We start from the raw sequence: 17,826 nt of genomic DNA on the forward strand, positions 1-17,826 counted from the left end.
GCATGGCGATGCGACTCACCGAGCAGGCCTACCTCGTGCTGCTCGCCCTCGCGGACCAGCCCCGGCACGGGTACGGGGTGGTCCAGGAGGTGCGGGAGCTGTCCGGCGGCAGCGTGCGGCTCGGCGCCGGCACGCTGTACGGCGTGCTGGACCGCCTGGTGGCGGCGGGCTACGCCGAGGCGTCCGGCGAGGTGGTCGTGGACGGTCGGCTACGGCGCTACTACCGGCTGACCCCCGACGGGCACGACGCGCTGACGGCCGAGACCGCCCGGCTCCGCGACCTCGCCCGACGCGCCGACCGGCTGCTCGGCGGCGTCGCCCGACCCGCCCCCGGGATCGCGTGATGGGCGCCGAGGCCGCGGCCCCCGACCCGGCGGCGGTCGACCCCCGGTTCGCCCGGTCCGTCGCGCGGTGGCTGCGGGCCTATCCGCGGCGCTGGCGCGCCACCCGCACCGCCGAGGTCACCGACCTGCTCGCCGACCTCGCCCCGCCGGGAGCCCGGCGGCTCGACCTGCGCTCCGGTCTCGGGCTGGTCCGCGGCGGGTGGGCGACCCGGTGGCGCGAGCACCCGCCGCTCGGGCCGTGGCTGGCGTACCTCGGGTGGGAGCGGCGGCTCGACCCGCGGTACCGCGACTGGGTCCGGGACGACATCGAGGGCGCGCTGTTCGGTGCCCGCCGCGCCGCCGCGGGCCTGGCGCTCTACGGCGTCCTCACGCTGGCCGGGGCGCTGGGCGAGGGTGGCGGAGCGCCCGCGGCGCTGCTCACCGTCCTGCTCCCCACGGTCGCGCTGGTCGCGGCCGCGTGGGGTCCGTTCATCCGGGACCGGGCCGTCGCGAAGCACCTGGCGATCCGCCCCGGCGAGGTCGTCACGCCGTCGGCCCGGGTGCACGCGGTGGTCGCCCGGACGCGCGTGGCCGCCGGGCCGTGGACCGTCGCGGCGTGCACGGTGGCGGTGACCTCCGTGGTCGCGTCGACGACGGTCCTCGCACTCGCGGACCGGATGCTCGCCGCCACCGGCTGCGGCCGGGCGTGCTTCTCCGTGGACGCCGTCCCCGTGACGCCGGGATTCCGGGTCGCCGTCCTCGGCGCCGCCGGCGTGGCCCTGGGCGTCGGTGCGCTGCTCGCGGTGCGCGCCCGGCACCGCCTCCGGCGCTGGGAGCCGCGACTGCAGCCGGCCCGGTGGGTCACCCCGTTGCGGTCGCCCGGCGTGGTGCGCCTGCTGGTCGCCTCGGCCGTGGTCGCCGGTCTGGCCGTCGTGCTGCCCGACCTCGCGGCCGCGCTCGCCGGTCCGGTGCTGGTCGCCTCCGCCCTGGCCGTGCCGGTGCTGCTGGTGGCGTGGCGCACGGTCGCCTCGGGCGCGACCCGGGCGACCGCGGGCATCGAGGTGCTGCGGGTCGTCACCAGCGGGCGGGACCGCCCGGACCACGGCGTGCCCGGGTTCCTGCCCGCGACGACGTGGCTGCCCGCGGGCACGGTGGCCCCGCTGCCGGCTGCCGCGGACCCGCGGCTCCCGGCGGCCCGGCCGTCGGGCCCGGCCGCGGACCCGTACCGACCGGGCGACGCCTGACCCGTCCGCGCGTCCTGCGCGCGGACGTGGGAGGCCGCCCCGGTGCGAGGTCAGGGGGTCGTCGCACCGGGGCGGCGTTCGTGGGGGCGGCGCGTCGCCGCCCGGGCGAGGGGCGTCAGAGCAGCCCGGACACCTCCAGGTCCGCGCGGTCGCGCGTGGACTCGATGAGCACGGCGTTGCGCCCGTCGACCTCGGTCGCCCAGGCGGTCGCGGCCTCGACGGTCCTGCCGTGCCGGGTGTGCCGATCGACGAGGCGGCGCTCGCGCTCGTCGGCGGGGGTGCCGCAGAACCACGACTCGTCCAGCACGTCGCGCACGTACCGCCAGGGCCCCTCGGGGACGAGCAGGTAGTTGCCCTCCACGACGACGACCTGGTGGTGGGGCTCGACGGCGATCTCCCCGGCGACGGGCTCGTCCACCTCGCGGCGGAAGCTCGGCGCGTACACGGGGTGCTCGACCTCGTCCCGCACCCGGGTGAGCAGGGCGAGGAACCCCCACCCGTCGAAGGTGTCGAGGGCGCCCTTGCGGTCGTGGCGGCCGAGGGCGTCGAGCGTGGCGTTGGCGAGGTGGAACCCGTCCATGGGCAGGTGCACGGCGTCCGGGCCGAGCGCCTCGACCAGCCGGACGGCGAGGGTGGTCTTGCCCGCGCCGGGGCTGCCGGCGATGCCGATGACGACCCGCCGCCCGGCGTCCCGGTGCAGGCCGCGCACCCGCGTGACGAGGGCGTCGAGGTCGGCGGCGACGGCCGCCTCAGGCGGCACGGTTGGCCTCGAGGAGGGTGCGCAGGTACTGCCGGGCGTGCGCCGCGAGGGCGGGGCCGTCGGTCCAGAGGTTCCGCCAGATGGCGAGGTCGTTGGACAGCGTCGGGGAGACGACGGCGGACGAGAACGACTCGAAGGTGATGGGGCCGCGGTAGTCGATGGCGTCGAGGGCGTGGAAGAACGACGTGAAGTCGAGGTGCCCGCTGCCGAGGTAGCCGCGGTGGTTCTCGCCCACGTGCACGTAGCCGAGGCGGTCGCCGACCAGCAGGACGGGCCGCACGAGGTCGGACTCCTCGATGTTCATGTGGTACGTGTCGAGGTGGATCAGGACGTTGTCGGCACCGATGTCGTCGGCGAGGCGCAGGGCGTCGGCGGCGGTGTTGATGACGTTGGTCTCGTACCGGTTGCAGATCTCCAGGCCGAGCGTCATGCCCTTGCCCGCGGCCTCGGCGGCGAGGTCGGTGAGGGTGGCGACGACGTTGGCCCGCCCGGCGACGGACAGGGCGCGCCCGTACTTGCCGAGCGCGCTGTACAGGGCACCGGTGAAGTGGGTGCCACCGAGGTCGTGCGTGATCTGCAGGGACTCCTGGAGCAGCGCGGCGCCCTTCGCGACGACGGCGGGGTCGTCGCTGGACACGTCGGCGCTGAACGCGAGGCCCCGCGAGCAGACGATGCCGAGCCCGGCGGCGTCGAGCTCGGCGCGGGCCGCGGCGACGTCCAGGGCGGGCGAGTCGTGCAGCGACAGCTCGAGGATGTCGTACCCGGCCTCGGCGGTCTGCCGGATGATCTGCGTCATCTCGGCGGGCGAGGTGCCGCCCGCGAAGACGAGGGCGTGGACGCCGAGGCGGTTGGTCGCGGTGGTGTCAGACATCGTGCGGGGTCCGTTCGTCGGGTGCTGCGGAAGATGAGGGGGCAGGCGGGTCAGGCGGCGGGCGCGAGGGCGCGGCGGGCGGTGTCGAGCTGGCTGCGCAGGAACCGGATCGACGTCTCGGCGATCTCGTCCGGGTCGTCCCACTGGCTGCGCCACAGCCCGATGTCGACGGCGGACGCGGTGCCGACGACGTCGCGGGAGAACGACTCGACGGTGATCGGGCCGCGGTAGCCGGAGGCGAGCAGCGCCCGCAGCAGCCGGGGCCAGTCGAGGGTGCCGGTGCCGAGCGCGCCGCGGTGGTTCTCGGAGGCGTGCACGTAGCCGAGGCGGTGCCCGGCGACCTCGACGGGGACGACGACGTCCGTCTCCTCCAGCGCGGCGTGGAAGGTGTCGAGGTGCACGACGACGTTGTCCTCGCCGATCTCCTCGACGAACGCGAGGGCCTGCGCGGCGGTGTTGAGCAGGTTGGACTCGTACCGGTTGACGTACTCGACACCGAGGACGACGTGCCGCCGCGCGGCCTCCCGGGCGACGGTCCGCAGCGTCGCGACGGCGCTCGCCCGGCCCTCGGGCGTGGGCGGCGCGAGGTAACGGCGCATCGCGGAGTGCGTCACCCCGCCGACGTAGACCGCGCCGATGTCGGCGGCGAACGCCACGGCCTCCCGCAGCCGGTGCAGCCCTGCGGCGACCACGGCGGGGTCCGGCGACGTGATGTCGTCGGCCTCGCCGAGGGCGAGCGACACCGCGGGGGCGATGCCGTGCCGCTGCAAGGCGGTGGCGGTGTCGGCGGCGTCGAGCAGCGTGCGGTCGATGGCGGGGACCTCGATCAGGTCGTAGCCCGCGCGGGCGGCCGCCCCGATCGTGCGGTCCGCCTGCTGCGGGGACCAGCCGAACCCCCAGCACCCGGCGTGCACGCCGAGCAGCACGTCGGCGACGGCGTCGTGGCCCATGGTCACGCCGCCTTCGCGCCGGTGATGAGCGCGACGAGCTCGTCCCCGGACGTCTGGTCGGCGCGCCGCTCGGCGACGGCGAGCCCCGCGCGCATCACCCACACGTGCTGGGCGAGCCGCAGCACCTGGTCGAAGTTGTGGCTGATCAGCAGCACGGCGACGCCGGAGTCCTGCAGGCGCCGGATGACCTCCTCGACGCGGGCGGTCTCCTGCACGCCGAGCGCGGCGGTGGGCTCGTCCATGATGACCATGGCGCTCCCCCACCCGGCGGCGCGGGCGATGGCGACGGCCTGCCGCTGCCCGCCGGACAGCCGGCGGACGCGCGAGGTGACGGGCGGGACGTTGACGGCGAGCCCGCTGAGCAGCTGCCCGGCCTGCTCGCGCATGGCCCTGCGGTCGAGCAGCCGGACCGGGCCGACGCCGCGGGTGAGCTCGCGACCGACGAAGAAGTTCTGCCAGACGGTGAGGTCCTCGACGAGGGCGAGGTTCTGCTGCACGGTCTCGATGCCGTGGGCGCGGGCGTCCAGCGGGGAGTCGAGCTGCACCTCCTCGCCGTCCAGGGTGATGGTCCCGGAGTCGGGGCGGTGGATGCCGGACAGGCAGCGCACGAGGGTGGACTTGCCGGCGCCGTTGTCGCCGATCAGGGCGGTCACCTCGCCGCGGCGCATCGTGATCGAGGCGCCCTTGAGGGCGTGGACGCCGCCGAACGACTTGGTGAGGCCCTCGGCGGTGAGGACGAGGTCGGTGGTGGTCATCGCTTCTGGTACCTCGTGAGCAGGGCCGCGAGGACGACGACGAGTCCCACGGCGAGCGGCTGGTAGAACTGCGAGACGGCGAGGAGCGTGAGCCCGTTGGTCAGGGCGGTGAGCAGCAGCGCGCCGAGCACGGGGCCGACGATCTTGGCGCGGCCGCCGGTGAGGCTGACGCCGCCGAGCACGACCGCGGCGATGGAGTTCAGCAGGTAGGTGGTGTTGATCGCGGGCTCGGCGGCGCCGATCCGGGCGACCAGCAGCAGCGACGCCAGCCCGGCGAGCGCGGCGGCCCACACGTAGACGGCGATGCGCACGCGGGGCGCCTTGACGCCGTTGGCGACCGCGGCCTCCTCGCTGCCGCCGACGGCCTGGACGTGCAGGCCGTACCGGGTGCGGAACATGACGACCCAGGCGAGGACGGCGACGACGGCGGCCAGCAGGAACGGGTAGGGCAGGAAGCCGATCTTCCCCGTGGTGAGGGTCAGCAGCTCGGTGCTGAACACGCTGATCGGGCGGCCGTCCGTGAGGATCAGCGCGGCGCCGGTGGCGACGCCGAGCGTGCCGAGCGTCGCGATGAAGTCGGTGACCTTGCCCTTGGCGATCAGCAGGCCGTTGACCAGGCCGATCACGGTCGCGGAGGCCAGGGCGACCGCGGCGGCGGGCCAGAACGGCAGCCCGGCCCGGAACGCGAGCCCGAAGCCGACGGCGCCGATGGTCATGGTCGCGGAGATCGACAGGTCGATGCCGCCGGTGGTGATGACGAAGGACTGCGCCACGGCGAGGATCACGAGGATCGCCCCGGCGACGAGCATCGCGGTGAGGTTGCCGAGGGTGAGGAACGTCGGGCTCAGGATGCTGAACACGACGACCAGGACCACCAGGCCGATCGGGGCGGCGTTCTCCGCCCAGAAGCTCAGGTGCCGGGCCTCGGCCAGCGCGGCCACGACCCGGCGGGCCGGCGGTGCGGCCTCGGGGGTGCGGGACGGGCCGGCCGTCGGCGTCGGTGCCGACGCGGACGTCGGTGCGGTGGGGTTCACGGGTGCCTCTCCGGTGGGGCGCGTGCGGGGCTGACGGGCTGGTGGTGACCGGGCGGGGCGGTTCAGGGGGGTGGGACCGCCCCGCCCGGTGTCTCAGGGGAGGAGGTCGGTCAGGGGGTTGTCGAACTCCTCGAACGGCTGCGGGAAGGCGTCGATGGCCTGCTGCGCGACGCTCGCGTCCACCAGCGCGGTGGGCGACTCGATCTCGGCGGGCAGCTCGGTGCCCGCGGCCGCGACCTGGCAGGCCTGCACGCCGAGGGAGCCGATGGCGTACGGGTACTGCGCGACGGTGGCGCTGAGGCCGCCGTCCAGCACGGACTGCAGGGCGTCCTGGTTGCCGTCGACGCTGACCACCACGACCTGGCCGGTCTTGCCGGCGTTCTCGACGGCCTTGACGATGCCGAGACCCATGTCGTCGTTGGCGGCGAAGAACGCCGAGACGTCGGGGTTGGCGGCGAGGATGTCGGTGGCCTTGGTGAGCGCGATGTCGCGCTTCCAGTCCGCCGCCTCCTCCTGGATGACGTCGACGTCGCCGCCCACGGCGGCCTTGAATCCGTCGACGCGGGCCGCGCTGGTCACGTCGCCCGCGATGCCGCCGATGATGGCGACCTGGGCGCCGGGGTCGACGTTGGCGAGGACGAAGTCGCCGGCCTTGCCGCCGGCGGCCTCGTTGTCGGTGCCGATGTAGGTGGCGATGTCGAGGTTCGCGGCCGAGGCGGCGTCGGCGTCGATCGGGCTGTCGATGTTGACGACGGGGGTGCCCGCGGCGCCGACGGGGGCGAGCGCCTGGACGAGGTTGGTGCCGCTGATGGGGTTGACCACGAAGCAGCCGAAGTCCTGGCCCGCGAGGGCGGCGAGCTTGTCGGCCTGGCCGGTGGTGTCGCCGATGTCGGCGGCGGCCTGGACGGACACCTCGACGCCGTCGGCCTCGGCCGTCTCGTCGATGCCCTGCTCCATGGCCTGGAAGAACGGGTTGTCGAGGCCCTTGATGACGGCCGCGACCTTGGTGCTGCCGGAGCCGGAGCCGCCGTCGCCGGTGGCGTCGGTGCCGGAGCCGGAGGAGCCGGACGAGCACGCGGCCAGGCCGAGGGCGACCGACGCCGCCGCGGCCGTGAGGAGGAGGGTCCTGGACTTCGGGGCTGCGCTGGACATGTCGTTCCTTGACGCCAGGGGCACCACTGTGTGCCGACGTCGACGAAACTACGACCACTTTTGATTGTCGTCAACCCGAAAGGGAGGTGACTTCTCGACGCTCGACGCTGTAACGTAGGACGCACAGTCTCAGTTCGGACGGAGGAGCACGCGATGGCGCAGGTCGCAGGGCACGCAGCGGAGGTGCTCGACCTCTTCCGGACGCTGGGCCCGCTCAGCCGGATCGAGGTCATCGAGCACACCGGGCTGTCCCGGTCGACCGTGAACCAGCGCCTGGCCGCCCTCGAGGGCGCGGGCCTCATCCGGGAGATCGGCGGCGCCGAGTCCAGCGGCGGGCGACCCTCCAGCCGGTTCGCGTTCGCCGCCGACCGCGCCCGCGTGCTGACCGCCGACATCGGCGCCATGGGCTTCACGCTCGCCGTGTGCGACCTCGCCGGGACCCCGCTCGCCCACCTCACCCGCGACGTCGAGGTGTGGGCCGGGCCCGAGCAGGTGCTCGGCATGGTCCAGGAGGGCTTCGACGAGCTCGCCGACCCCGCCGACGTCTGGGCCGTCGCCGTCGGCGTCCCCGGGCCCGTCGAGTTCGCCGCCCACCGGGTCGTCAACCCGCCGATCATGACGGGCTGGGACGGCTACGACATCGCCGCCGCGTTCCAGACCCGCTACCCCGGGCCGGTCGTGGTCGAGAACGACGTCAACGCCCGGGCCGTCGCCGAGGCCCGCGTCACCGGCACCGACAACCTCATCGCCCTCAAGCTCGGCACCGGCATCGGCGCGGGCCTGGTGTTCAACGGGCGCATCGTGCGCGGCGACAAGGGCGCCGCGGGCGACATCGGGCACACCCGCGCCGCCCACCCCGACGCCGAGCCCCGCCCCTGCCACTGCGGCAACCTCGACTGCCTCGAGACCTACGCCGCGGGCTGGGCCCTCGTCCGCACCCTCGCGGAGTCCGGGCGCGACGTGCACCGCACCGCCGACGTCGTCGCGCTCGTCGCGCAGGGCGACATGGAGGCCGTCCGCCTGGTCCGCGCCGCCGGCCGCGCCGTCGGGGAGTCCGTCGCCACCCTGGTCAGCGTGCTGAACCCGCGGGTGATCGCGCTCTCCGGGCAGCTCGCGCAGTGCGGCGAGGTGCTGCTGTCCGGCGTGCGCGAGCGGATGTACCAGCAGACGCTGCCGCTGGCGACGCGCGAGCTCCAGGTCGTGGTGTCGGACCTCGGCGAGCTGGTCGGGGTCACCGGCCTCGCGCTCACCGCCATCGACACCCTGCTGGCCCAGGACTCCCTGGACGCCGTGCTCGCGGTACCGGCCTGAGTGGTCCACCCACCCCCCACCTCCGTGATTCCACGCACACCTAGGTGCTCCTGGCATCGGTGACGCTCCCCGGGTCAACAAGATCCCGGCCCGGCCGGACCCCGTCCGGGCCGAGGGTCCCCGTCAGAGGAGAGCAGCTTCATGCGCAGGACGAAGATGAGGACGAGGGCGGTGGGGGCCGGCACGGCGCTCACCGTGCTCGGTGCGCTGGCCGTCGGCACCGCGCCGACCGCGTGGTCGCACGGGTACGTCGGCGGCGAGGAGTCCGGGCTGGTCGCCCGGGCCGCGATGAAGGAGAACGTCGGTCTCGGCGACGTGCAGTACGAGCCGCAGAGCATCGAGGGCCGCAAGGGCTTCCCCGAGGCCGGACCGGCCGACGGGCAGCTCGCGTCGGCCGGCAACGCCCGGTTCGCCGAGCTCGACGAGCAGTCCGCCGACCGGTGGCTGAAGAACGAGATCTCGCCCGGGCGCAACACGCTCAGCTGGACCTACACGGCGCCGCACCCCACCACCAAGTGGGAGTACTTCATGACGAAGCCGGGGTGGGACCCGGAGCAGCCGCTGCAGCGGTCGTCGCTCGAGCTGATCGAGACGGTCGTGCACGACGGCACCCGGCCGAACCAGGGCGAGGCGCACGTCGTCGACGTCCCCGCGGACCGGTCCGGCTACCACGTCATCTACGCGGTGTGGACGGTCGACGACACGGCGAACGCGTTCTACAACGTCATCGACGTGGACGTCGCGGGCGACCCGGTCGAGGCCGGCGACCCGCCGGTGCTCACCGGGGACCCGACCGCGTCGGGCGTCGGCAGCGACCACGTGACGCTCGAGTGGCCGGCGGCGACGTCCGACTCCGGTGTCGCGGGCTACGAGGTGCAGCGTGACGGGGCGGTCGTCGGGCGCACCACCACGACCACGCTGACCGACCGGGACGTCCTCCCGGGGACCTCGTACACGTACACCGTGCGCGCGTACGACCGAGCGGGCCAGTTCTCGGCGCCCTCGGCGCCCGTCGAGGTCACCACCCCGGACGGCCCGGCGGCGCTCCGTCCGCCGACCGGCCTGCACTCCATGGGCGCCACCACGTCCACGATCGACCTGATGTGGGGCGCGGCGCAGGGCGGCACCGGCGCGGTGACGTACGAGGTCAGCCGGGCGACCCTCGGCTCCGCGTTCACCCCGGTCACCACCACCACGTCGACCCGGTTCGAGGACACCGGCCTCGCGCCCGGCACCACCTACCAGTACGTCGTCACCGCGCGCGACGCCTCGGGTGCCACCGCGGCGAGCGACTCGGTGCAGATCGCCACCCGCCCCGACCCGACCGCCCCGCCCGCCTGGGACCCGTTCGGCGTCTACCGGATCGGCGACCGCGTGACCCACGAGGGCCAGCTCTACGAGGCCGTCCAGAGCTACACCGGGTTCGGCGACCCGAACTGGATCCACGCGCTGTCGCTCTGGAACCCGATCCCCTGGCCGGAGGAGGAGACCACGCCCCCGGCGACCGGGGAGCCCGTGCTCTCGGTCGTCGGTGACCAGGATGCCGCCCGCCTCCAGGTCGCCGTCCCCACGGAGTCGTACGGCACGCTCGACCGCTTCATCGTGCGCCACAACGGCGAGTACGTGATGGAGCTGCACGGCGGCCGCCACTTCTACTCCACCGTCGACCGGTCGGTCGAGGGCTCCGTCATCGCCCACACGACCGTCGAGGCGGCCCCCGGGGACACCATCGAGCTCTGGCGGACGCCCGGGCTGCCGGGGCAGGGCTCGGCCGGCGGCACGGTCGTGCAGACCGTGGTCGTCCCGGAGGACCAGGGGCCCACGGCAGCGGCGCTCGCCGCCGTGCGGGGCATCACCGTGGCCGGTGGCCGGCTGAGCGTCGCGCTCGACGCGACGCAGTTCGCCGAGAAGAACCGGTACATCGTCCGGGTGGACGGGGAGTACGCGTTCGAGGCCTACGCGGGCACGTCGCCCTCCGCCGCCCGGACCACCTCGGGCGACACGGTCCACGTGTCGCGGAGCCTGGCCGTGGCCAGCGGCAGCACCGTGACCGTGACCCTGGCGACCGGGACCCCCGGCCAGCCGTCGTCCCTCGCGCCGCGGGAGATCGCGTCGCACGTCGTGGACTGACGCAGGCAGGGCCCCGGGCCACCTCGTGCGAGGTGGCCCGGGGCCCGTCGGTCCGGTCAGGACCGAGGGGGTCAGCCGTCGGCCGCGGTCCCCAGCGCCGCGCGGCGGCGCCGCCGCAGCCGCGAGATCACGAACCACAGCACCAGCAGCCCGATCACGCCGAGCACCAGGTTCGACAGCACGCCGCTCCACTCGGCGAGCACCGGCTTGATCGCCGGGCCGAACGCGTAGCCGAGGCCGATCCAGATGCCGTTCCACACCGCCGACCCGACGAACGTGTAGAACGTGAACGCCCAGAACGGCATCCGCTCGATCCCGGCAGGGATGGAGATGAAGCTCCGCACCAGCGGCACGCACCGGCCGAGCAGCACGGCGACCGGGCCCCAGCGGACGAAGAACTTCTCGGCCTTGTCGAAGTCGTCGGTGTCGAGCAGCGGGATCCGGCCGACCAGCGCGCGCGTGCGGTCGCGGCCGAGCCACGCGCCCAGCAGCCACCAGATCCACGCGCCGAGCACGGCGCCGGCGGTCGCGCCCAGGATCGCGAGCCAGAGGTTCATCCGGCCGTCGTAGGCGAGGAACCCGGCGCCGGGCAGCACCGCCTCGGACGGGATCGGCGGCACGAACGTCTCGATGAACACGGCCGCGCCGACGCCCACCTCGCCGAGGCTCTCCATCAGGCTGAGGACCCAGCCGATGAAGCCGGAGTACTCGGCCGACGGGGCGGCGACCTCGGCGGTCAGGGCAGCGGCTGCGGCAACGCTCATGGCAGGGAGGGACTCCACGTCTGGGTCGGCGGGAGGGCACGGGCACCCGCTCTACGGTCGCACGACTCGCCCGCCGATGCGCCCAGAGCCGTCCACGTGGCACAGAACGTGCACAACCCCCACCAACCGGGCCGCCCGGACGGGTGACGCTCAGGCGTGCCCGAGGTGCTCGTGGCCGCGGTGCGCCACCGGCTCGACCTGGAACGTCGAGTGCTCGACCGAGACCGGGAAGTGCGTCGCCAGGCACTCCTGCAGCTGGTCGAGGATGCGCCCGGCGTGCCCGTCGCCGAAGCAGGCGTCGTCGACCACGACGTGCGCGGTGACCACCGGCAGACCCGTCGCCACGAGGGACGCGTGCAGGTCGTGCACGTCGCGGACGTGCTCGACGCCGAGCAGGTGCTCCCGCACCGCGTCCAGGTCGAGGCCGGGCGGGGTGGACTCCAGCAGCACGGCGGCGGTCTCGCGCAGCAGCCGGACCGCGCGCGGCACGATGAGCAGACCGATGAGCACCCCCGCGACGGCGTCGGCCTGCTGCCAGCCCGTCGTGCCGATCACGACGGCCGCGACGATCACGCCGACCGAGCCGAGCGCGTCGTTCAGCACCTCGAGGAACGCCGCACGCAGGTTGAAGCTCGCCGACCGCCCGCCGGCCAGCACCCCGAGCGACACGAGGTTGGCCGCCAGGCCCACGACGCCGAACACCAGGAGCTCGCGCGACGGCACCTCGGGCGGCTCGGCGAACCGTCGCACCGCCTCGACCAGCACGTAGACGCCGACGGCGAGCAGCACCGCAGACTGCGCGAGCGCGGCCAGCACCTCCGCGCGCCGCAGGCCCCAGGTCCGGCGGGAGGTCGCCGGGCGGCGGACCAGGTGCGCCGCGACCAGGGCCATCGCGAGCCCGCCGGTGTCCGTGAGCATGTGCGCGGTGTCGACCAGGAGCGCGAGGCTCCCGGTGACGACTGCACCGACGGCCTGCGCGACCAGCACGGTCGCGGTCAGGCCGAACGCGATCGCGAGCCGGCGCCGGTGGTCCGGCGTCGAGGCGTCCCCGTGGTCGTGTCCGTGGCTCATGCGCGACTGGTTCCCATCATCGCTCGGTGGTGCTGTCATCGTCCAGAGGCGATGTTAGACCGCAGCGTCCGCCGACGGAACCCCCGGCACGCGCGAGGGCCCCCGGTGCCCGGCGCGAGGCCGGACCGCGGGGGCCCTCGGTACTGCGGGGTGCTACGGGATGGTGCGGTGGTGCGCGTCAGACGGAGACGGGCTCCGCCTCGTCGGCGGCCGGGGCCGCGGCGGCGCGCCGGGCGTCCCGGCGCTTGAGCGCGAAGGACACCACGTACAGCGCGACCAGCGAGGCCACGATGCCGACCATGATCGCGACCTGCCCGCCGACGGCGGAGAACCCGCCGAGCAGCAAGCCGAACACGCCGTAGTCCGCGTCGGAGAACGTCGCGTTCGCCAGGCCCATGTCGCCGAGGACCGGCAGCAGGAACAGCGGCAGGAACGTGATCGCCACACCGTTGGCGAACGCGCCGAGCACGGCGCCGCGGCGCCCGCCCGCGGCGTTGCCGATGACGCCGGACGCGGCACCGGTCATGAAGTGCCCGACGACGCCGGGGATGATGATCGTGGTGCCCATGGCCACCATGCCGATCATGCCGACGATGCCGCCGACGAACGAGGCGACGAAGCCGATGAGCACGGCGTTCGGGGCGAAGGTGAAGACGATCGGCACGTCGAGGGCGGGCTTGGCGTTCTTGACCAGCTTCTCGGAGATGCCCTTGAACGCGGGGACGATCTCGGCCAGGACGACGCGGACGCCGGCGAGGATGATGAACACGCCCGCGGAGAACGTCGCGGCCTGCAGCAGCAGGAACACGATGAAGTTCTGGCCGCCGGACAGCTCGGTCTCGATGTAGCCGGCGCCGGCGAAGATGCCGACGACGACGTAGATGACGGCCATCGACAGCGCGACGATGACGGTGGTGTCGCGCAGGAAGCCCAGGCCCTTGGGGAAGTTCAGGTCCTCGGTGGACTTCGAGGTGCCCTTGCCGCGGGTGAGGCGGGCGACCAGGCCGGACAGCGCGATGCCGGCGCCGCCGGTGTGGCCGAGGGCGACGTCGTCGCTGCCGGTGACCTTGCGCATGAACGGCTGCACCAGCGCGGGCGAGACGACCATGTAGATGCCCTGCGCGATCGAGCCCCACAGGACGACGGCCCACGGCTCGAAGCCCGCGACGGCGAGGATCACGGCGAACATCGCGGCGATGTAGAACGCGACGTGCCCGGACAGGTAGATGTACTTGAACCGGGTGGTCGCGGCGAGCGCGATGTTCACGATCATGCCGAAGAAGAAGATCAGCGCGGCGGCGGAGCCGTACTCCAGCAGCGCCTGCGCGACGATCGCCTCGTTGTTCGGCACGACGCCCTGGACGTCGAACGCGGCCTGGAACATCTGGCCGAACGGGTCGAGCGCGCCGACCACGACCCCGGCACCGGCGGCGAGCACGAGGAAGCCGACGAGCGTGCGGACGGTGCCCTTGAGCACGTCGCTGAAGCTCTTGGACTGCGCCGCGAGGCCGATGAGGGCGATCAGCGCGACGATGACCGCCGGCTGCGTGAAGATGTCGAGGAAGACGTCGAGAACCGCGTCCATGGGGAACTTCCTTCCTGGCTGTTCTGGGGAGGACTACTGGACGGCGACGCCGTGACGCCCCGCGGCGTCCCGGACCTTCGTGCGCAGCTCGTCGAGGTCGATGATCGAGTCGAGGACGACCACGTCCCCGAGGTGGCCCGCGGCCTCCGCGATGTCCCGGCCGACGAACACGGCGTCCGCGTCGCCGTTCGCGACGGAGCCGAGGTCGGCGTGGTCGACGGTGACGCCGGAGGCGCCGAGCTCCTTGAGGACCTTCTCGATGTTCATGTGCACCATGAAGCTGCTGCCGAGGCCGGTGCTGCACACCGCGAGGAACTTCGTCATGACTGCTCTCCTGCCGTGAGGACCGCGAGCGCGGTGGTGGGGTCGGTGGCCGCGAGGAGGGCGTCCCGCGCGGCCTCGTCGGTCAGCAGCTGGCCGAGCTGGGCCAGCGCCGCCAGGTGGGCGCTGCTGTCGGCGGCCGCGAGGCAGACGAACAGGCGGATGGGGTGCGCCTCCTCGTCGTTCAGCAGCACGGCGGGGCGGACCCAGAGCGCGGACAGGCCGGTGCGGACGACGCCGCTCTCCGGCCGGGCGTGCGCGAGGGCGATGCCGTAGCCGAGGTCGATGTACGTGCCGCCGTTCGCGATGGACGTGAGCATCGCGTCGACGTACTCGCGCGTGATGGCGCCGTCGGCGAGCAGGGGTGCGGCGACCTGCTCGATCGCGTCGCGCCAGCCGTCCACCCGGTCAGGGAACAGCATCGTGCGCTCGTCTAGGTACTGCGTGAGCATCGGGTCAACCCTCCTGCGTCCGCCGCGCTGCTCCGCGCGGCCCCGACGGCCGCGTCGGGGACGTCATGTTGTCATGACGAATTCGTCGCTGCAAGCCCCCTGGTCGCGCGGGGTGCCCGCGTCAGGCGCGCTCGGGCGCCGCCGGCCCCATGGTGAAGGCGATCTCGCTGTTGCCCGGGGTGTGCCGCGCGGTGCCGAACGCCACGGCGGCGCCGGTCTCGTCGTAGACGAGCGACTCCATCGCCAGCACGACGGTGCCGTCCTCGACCTCCAGGGCGCGCGCGATCCGGCCCTCGGGGCGGTCGAGGCGCACCAGCAGGTCGTTGCGGACCAGCGTCACGCCGTGCTCGCGCACCAGGTGGTCGAACAGCGAGCCGCGCGACAGGTCCTCGTCCACCAGCCGACCGAACCGCGCCGCGGGCAGGTAGGTGTACACGTGCTGGTGCAGGGTGCCGTTGACGAACCGCAGCCGCTCGAGCTCGATCAGCTCGTCCGCCGGGTTCAGGCCGAGCGCGGTGGCGGCGGCGACGTCCCGCACGACGTGGTTGGCCAGCACCTCGGTGCCGACCTCGCGCCCGAGCTCGGTCTGCTGGCGGTAGAAGCCGGTAACCCGGTCGGCGAAGGTCTCGCGCACCTGCTGGGTCCAGCGCGGCTCGGTGACGAAGGTGCCGCGGCCCTGCTCGCGCACGATGAGGCCGTCGCGGATGAGGTCGTCCACGGCGCGGCGGACGGTGATGCGGCTGACGCCGTACTCCTGGCACAGCACCGGCTCGGTCGGCAGCTGCTCGCCCGGCTGCATCGCCCGGATCCGTCGCTGCAGGTGCTCGCGCACCGCGACGTACTTGACCGTGCCCGTCGTCATCGCCCCTGTCACGGGTTTCATTATGACGTCCTGCTGATAGCGCAGTCCACCTTGCGAGGTCATGTCGTCATGACGATAGGATGTTCGACGTTCCGTCTCGACGACGACCAAGGAGGGTTGCCATGACGGCGACCACGACCACCGCGCTGGACGAGCGCGCCGTCACCGCGGCCCGCACCCTCGCGCTCGACGCGATCGAGGCGGCGAAGTCCGGCCACCCGGGCGCCGCCCTGTCGCTCGCGCCCGTCGCGGACCTGCTCTTCCAGAAGCACGTCCGCCACGACCCCGCCGACCCCGGCTGGGCGGGCCGCGACCGCTTCGTGCTGTCCTGCGGGCACGCCAGCATGCTGCTGTACACGCAGCTCTACCTCACCGGGTACGACCTGACGCTGGACGACCTGAAGGCGTTCCGCACCCTGCACTCGCGCACCCCCGGCCACCCCGAGCACGGCATGACGCCCGGCGTCGACGCCACCACCGGGCCGCTCGGCCAGGGCATCACCATGGCGGTCGGCATGGCGATGGCCTTCCAGCACGAGCGCGCCGTCTACGGCGGCGACGGCACCACCGCCTTCGACCGGCACGTGTGGGTCCTCGCCTCCGACGGCGACCTGCAGGAGGGCGTCTCCTACGAGGCCGGGGCCCTCGCCGGCCGGCACCGCCTCGACAACCTCACCGTCGTCTACGACGACAACGACATCCAGATCGAGGGCTCCACCACCCTCACCTGGAGCGAGGACGTCGGCGCCCGGTTCGCCGCCCAGGGCTGGCGGGTGTCCCACGTCGCCCGCGCCGCCTCCGGCGACATCGACGTGCCCGCCCTGGACGCCGTCCTCGGCGAGCGCCCGGGCGACGGCCGCCCGCACCTCGTCGTGCTCAAGTCCGAGATCGCCTGGCCCGCCCCGAACGCCCGCGGCACCGCCGGCTCGCACGGCGCCCCGCTCGGCGGCACCGAGGTCGCCGCCGTCCGCGCCGAGCTCGGCACCGACGCCGGCGCGTTCGAGGTCGACCCCGAGGTGCTCGCGCACACCCGCCGGGCCGTGGCCCGCGGCGCCGAGCTGCACGCCGCGTGGGACGCGACCTTCGCCACCTGGGCGCAGGCGCACCCCGACCTGGCCGCGCAGTGGCACGCCGCGCAGTCCCGGACCCTGCCCGCCGACCTCGCGTCGTCGCTGCCGACCTTCGAGGTCGGCTCGGTGCTCGCCACCCGCGACGCCTCCGGCAAGGTCATCCAGGCGCTCGCCGCCCGGCTGCCCGACCTGGTCGGCGGCTCGGCCGACCTCGCGGAGCCGAACCGGACCGCCATCGCCGGGGCGGGCTCCTTCCTCCCCGAGGGCGACGGCCGCACCGGCCGGAACATCCACTGGGGCGTCCGCGAGCACGCCATGGCCGCCGCGATGAACGGCATGCTGCTCGCGGGCGGCGTCCGGCCGTTCGGCGGGACGTTCCTGGTGTTCTCCGACTACCAGCGCCCCGCGATCCGGCTCGCCGCCCTCATGGGCCTGCCCGCCGTCTACGTGTGGTCGCACGACTCCATCGCGCTCGGCCAGGACGGCCCGACGCACCAGCCGATCGAGCACCTGACCAGCCTGCGCGCCATGCCCGGGCTGACGACCGTGCGCCCGGCCGACGCGAACGAGACCGCCGCCGCCTGGCTGGTCGCCCTGGAGCAGGCCGGCCCCACCGGCCTCGTGCTCTGCCGGCAGCCGCTGCGCACGCTCGACCTCCCGCTGGCCGACGTCGTCGACGGGGTGCGCCACGGCGCGTACGTCGTCAGCGACGACGCCGACCCGCAGGTCGTCGTCATCGGCACCGGCTCCGAGCTGGAGCTCGCCCTCGACGCCGCCGCGCAGGTCCGCGCGACCGGCACCCGGGTGCGCGTCGTCAGCATGCCGTCGCGCGAGCTGTTCGACCGGCAGGACGCCGCCTACCGGGAGTCCGTCCTGCCCGCCGCGCTGACCGCGCGCGTCGTGGTCGAGGCCGCCGCGACCTACGGGTGGCGCGACGTCGCGGGCGACCGCGGCGTGCTCGTCGGCATCGACCAGTTCGGCGTCTCGGCCCCCGCGGGCGACGCCCAGCGCGAGCTCGGCATGACGGTCGAGCGCGTCGTCGCCGCCATCGGCGAGGCCACCGCCCGCGCCTGAGGCGCACCCCCGCCGCGCGGGCCGGACCCCTGACCCGGCCCGCGCGGCCCCCCTGAACCCGTCCCGCGCCGGTGCGGCCGCACCCTCCGGCGCGGGG

The 17,826-nt window shown here is 74.2% G+C and carries 17 protein-coding genes; 5 read left to right on the forward strand and 12 right to left on the reverse strand.

Annotated features, from left to right (window positions below):
* Positions 1-8: 8 nt before the first annotated feature.
* Positions 9-344 carry a PadR family transcriptional regulator gene (locus EBM89_RS09970; protein WP_233571654.1) on the forward strand — a complete coding sequence of 112 codons (336 nt, stop codon included), beginning with the start codon at positions 9-11 and terminating at the stop codon, positions 342-344.
* Positions 344-1,567, forward strand: coding sequence for a hypothetical protein (locus tag EBM89_RS09975; protein ID WP_122149288.1), 1,224 nt, complete (start codon positions 344-346; stop codon positions 1,565-1,567). The genes EBM89_RS09970 and EBM89_RS09975 overlap by 1 nt, the downstream gene beginning before the upstream one ends.
* 115 nt (positions 1,568-1,682) lie before the next feature.
* Here the strand turns inward: EBM89_RS09975 and EBM89_RS09980 are convergent, their stop codons facing one another.
* The 6 genes from EBM89_RS09980 to EBM89_RS10005 form a co-directional block, all read right to left on the reverse strand.
* The gene (locus EBM89_RS09980) at positions 1,683-2,327 is read right to left on the reverse strand and encodes a nucleoside/nucleotide kinase family protein (protein WP_122149289.1); all 645 of its coding nucleotides are present in this window, start codon (positions 2,325-2,327) and stop codon (positions 1,683-1,685) included.
* A complete protein-coding gene (locus tag EBM89_RS09985) occupies positions 2,317-3,198 on the reverse strand; it encodes a sugar phosphate isomerase/epimerase family protein (RefSeq protein ID WP_122149290.1) in 882 nt (293 codons plus the stop codon). Before EBM89_RS09985 ends, EBM89_RS09980 begins: the two co-directional genes overlap by 11 nt.
* Before the next feature lie 50 nt (positions 3,199-3,248).
* On the reverse strand, positions 3,249-4,148 hold the full coding sequence (locus EBM89_RS09990) for a sugar phosphate isomerase/epimerase family protein (protein ID WP_233571656.1): 900 nt from the start codon (positions 4,146-4,148) through the stop codon (positions 3,249-3,251).
* Positions 4,149-4,150: 2 nt separating this feature from the next.
* Entirely contained in the window at positions 4,151-4,903 is a 753-nt protein-coding gene (locus EBM89_RS09995; RefSeq protein WP_122149292.1) for an ATP-binding cassette domain-containing protein, read from the reverse strand.
* Positions 4,900-5,937: an ABC transporter permease gene (locus tag EBM89_RS10000; RefSeq protein WP_199732056.1), complete on the reverse strand. Its 1,038-nt coding sequence runs from the start codon at positions 5,935-5,937 to the stop codon at positions 4,900-4,902. The genes EBM89_RS09995 and EBM89_RS10000 overlap by 4 nt, the downstream gene beginning before the upstream one ends.
* Before the next feature lie 93 nt (positions 5,938-6,030).
* Positions 6,031-7,089 carry a substrate-binding domain-containing protein gene (locus EBM89_RS10005; protein ID WP_122149293.1) on the reverse strand — a complete coding sequence of 353 codons (1,059 nt, stop codon included), beginning with the start codon at positions 7,087-7,089 and terminating at the stop codon, positions 6,031-6,033.
* 153 nt (positions 7,090-7,242) lie between these two features.
* Between EBM89_RS10005 and EBM89_RS10010 the strand changes: the two genes are divergently transcribed.
* Complete coding sequence (locus EBM89_RS10010) at positions 7,243-8,400, forward strand: ROK family transcriptional regulator (protein ID WP_122149294.1); 1,158 nt, start codon at positions 7,243-7,245, stop codon at positions 8,398-8,400.
* Positions 8,401-8,556: 156 nt separating this feature from the next.
* Positions 8,557-10,530, forward strand: a complete 1,974-nt coding sequence (locus EBM89_RS10015; protein ID WP_233571655.1) for a lytic polysaccharide monooxygenase — start codon at positions 8,557-8,559, stop codon at positions 10,528-10,530.
* Between the two features lie 71 nt (positions 10,531-10,601).
* Here EBM89_RS10015 and EBM89_RS10020 read toward each other — a convergent pair whose 3' ends face one another.
* From EBM89_RS10020 to EBM89_RS10045, 6 genes are all read right to left on the reverse strand, one after another.
* Positions 10,602-11,294, reverse strand: a complete 693-nt coding sequence (locus EBM89_RS10020) for a DedA family protein (RefSeq protein ID WP_122149296.1) — start codon at positions 11,292-11,294, stop codon at positions 10,602-10,604.
* A gap of 150 nt (positions 11,295-11,444) precedes the next feature.
* Complete coding sequence (locus EBM89_RS10025) at positions 11,445-12,365, reverse strand: cation diffusion facilitator family transporter (RefSeq protein WP_122149297.1); 921 nt, start codon at positions 12,363-12,365, stop codon at positions 11,445-11,447.
* Positions 12,366-12,543: 178 nt separating this feature from the next.
* Entirely contained in the window at positions 12,544-13,950 is a 1,407-nt protein-coding gene (ulaA, locus tag EBM89_RS10030) for a PTS ascorbate transporter subunit IIC (protein WP_122149298.1), read from the reverse strand.
* A gap of 33 nt (positions 13,951-13,983) precedes the next feature.
* Positions 13,984-14,274, reverse strand: coding sequence for a PTS sugar transporter subunit IIB (locus EBM89_RS10035; RefSeq protein ID WP_122149299.1), 291 nt, complete (start codon positions 14,272-14,274; stop codon positions 13,984-13,986).
* Positions 14,271-14,723 (reverse strand): PTS sugar transporter subunit IIA, encoded by a 453-nt coding sequence (locus tag EBM89_RS10040; RefSeq protein WP_122149300.1) that lies wholly within the window; start codon positions 14,721-14,723, stop codon positions 14,271-14,273. Before EBM89_RS10040 ends, EBM89_RS10035 begins: the two co-directional genes overlap by 4 nt.
* A 121-nt stretch (positions 14,724-14,844) precedes the next feature.
* Positions 14,845-15,606 carry a GntR family transcriptional regulator gene (locus EBM89_RS10045; protein ID WP_199732057.1) on the reverse strand — a complete coding sequence of 254 codons (762 nt, stop codon included), beginning with the start codon at positions 15,604-15,606 and terminating at the stop codon, positions 14,845-14,847.
* Positions 15,607-15,707: 101 nt separating this feature from the next.
* On the opposite strand from EBM89_RS10045, the gene tkt reads away from it, so the two are divergent.
* The gene (tkt, locus tag EBM89_RS10050; RefSeq protein ID WP_122149302.1) at positions 15,708-17,729 is read left to right on the forward strand and encodes a transketolase; all 2,022 of its coding nucleotides are present in this window, start codon (positions 15,708-15,710) and stop codon (positions 17,727-17,729) included.
* Positions 17,730-17,826: the final 97 nt, after the last annotated feature.

The organism is Cellulomonas triticagri (genome assembly GCF_003696205.1).
GTDB lineage: Bacteria > Actinomycetota > Actinomycetes > Actinomycetales > Cellulomonadaceae > Cellulomonas > Cellulomonas triticagri.

Coding starts and splice junctions, on each gene's coding strand:
- EBM89_RS09975 (WP_122149288.1), top strand. CDS start 344: ATGGGCGCCGAGGCCGCGGCCCCCGACCCGGCGGCGGTCGACCCCCGG.
- EBM89_RS09985 (WP_122149290.1), bottom strand. CDS start 3,198: ATGTCTGACACCACCGCGACCAACCGCCTCGGCGTCCACGCCCTCGTC.
- EBM89_RS10045 (WP_199732057.1), bottom strand. CDS start 15,606: ATGAAACCCGTGACAGGGGCGATGACGACGGGCACGGTCAAGTACGTC.
- EBM89_RS10015 (WP_233571655.1), top strand. CDS start 8,557: ATGAGGACGAGGGCGGTGGGGGCCGGCACGGCGCTCACCGTGCTCGGT.
- EBM89_RS10035 (WP_122149299.1), bottom strand. CDS start 14,274: ATGACGAAGTTCCTCGCGGTGTGCAGCACCGGCCTCGGCAGCAGCTTC.
- EBM89_RS10005 (WP_122149293.1), bottom strand. CDS start 7,089: ATGTCCAGCGCAGCCCCGAAGTCCAGGACCCTCCTCCTCACGGCCGCG.
- EBM89_RS10020 (WP_122149296.1), bottom strand. CDS start 11,294: ATGAGCGTTGCCGCAGCCGCTGCCCTGACCGCCGAGGTCGCCGCCCCG.
- ulaA (WP_122149298.1), bottom strand. CDS start 13,950: ATGGACGCGGTTCTCGACGTCTTCCTCGACATCTTCACGCAGCCGGCG.
- EBM89_RS09970 (WP_233571654.1), top strand. CDS start 9: ATGCGACTCACCGAGCAGGCCTACCTCGTGCTGCTCGCCCTCGCGGAC.
- EBM89_RS10040 (WP_122149300.1), bottom strand. CDS start 14,723: ATGCTCACGCAGTACCTAGACGAGCGCACGATGCTGTTCCCTGACCGG.
- EBM89_RS09995 (WP_122149292.1), bottom strand. CDS start 4,903: ATGACCACCACCGACCTCGTCCTCACCGCCGAGGGCCTCACCAAGTCG.
- EBM89_RS10010 (WP_122149294.1), top strand. CDS start 7,243: ATGGCGCAGGTCGCAGGGCACGCAGCGGAGGTGCTCGACCTCTTCCGG.
- EBM89_RS10025 (WP_122149297.1), bottom strand. CDS start 12,365: ATGAGCCACGGACACGACCACGGGGACGCCTCGACGCCGGACCACCGG.
- EBM89_RS09990 (WP_233571656.1), bottom strand. CDS start 4,148: ATGGGCCACGACGCCGTCGCCGACGTGCTGCTCGGCGTGCACGCCGGG.
- tkt (WP_122149302.1), top strand. CDS start 15,708: ATGACGGCGACCACGACCACCGCGCTGGACGAGCGCGCCGTCACCGCG.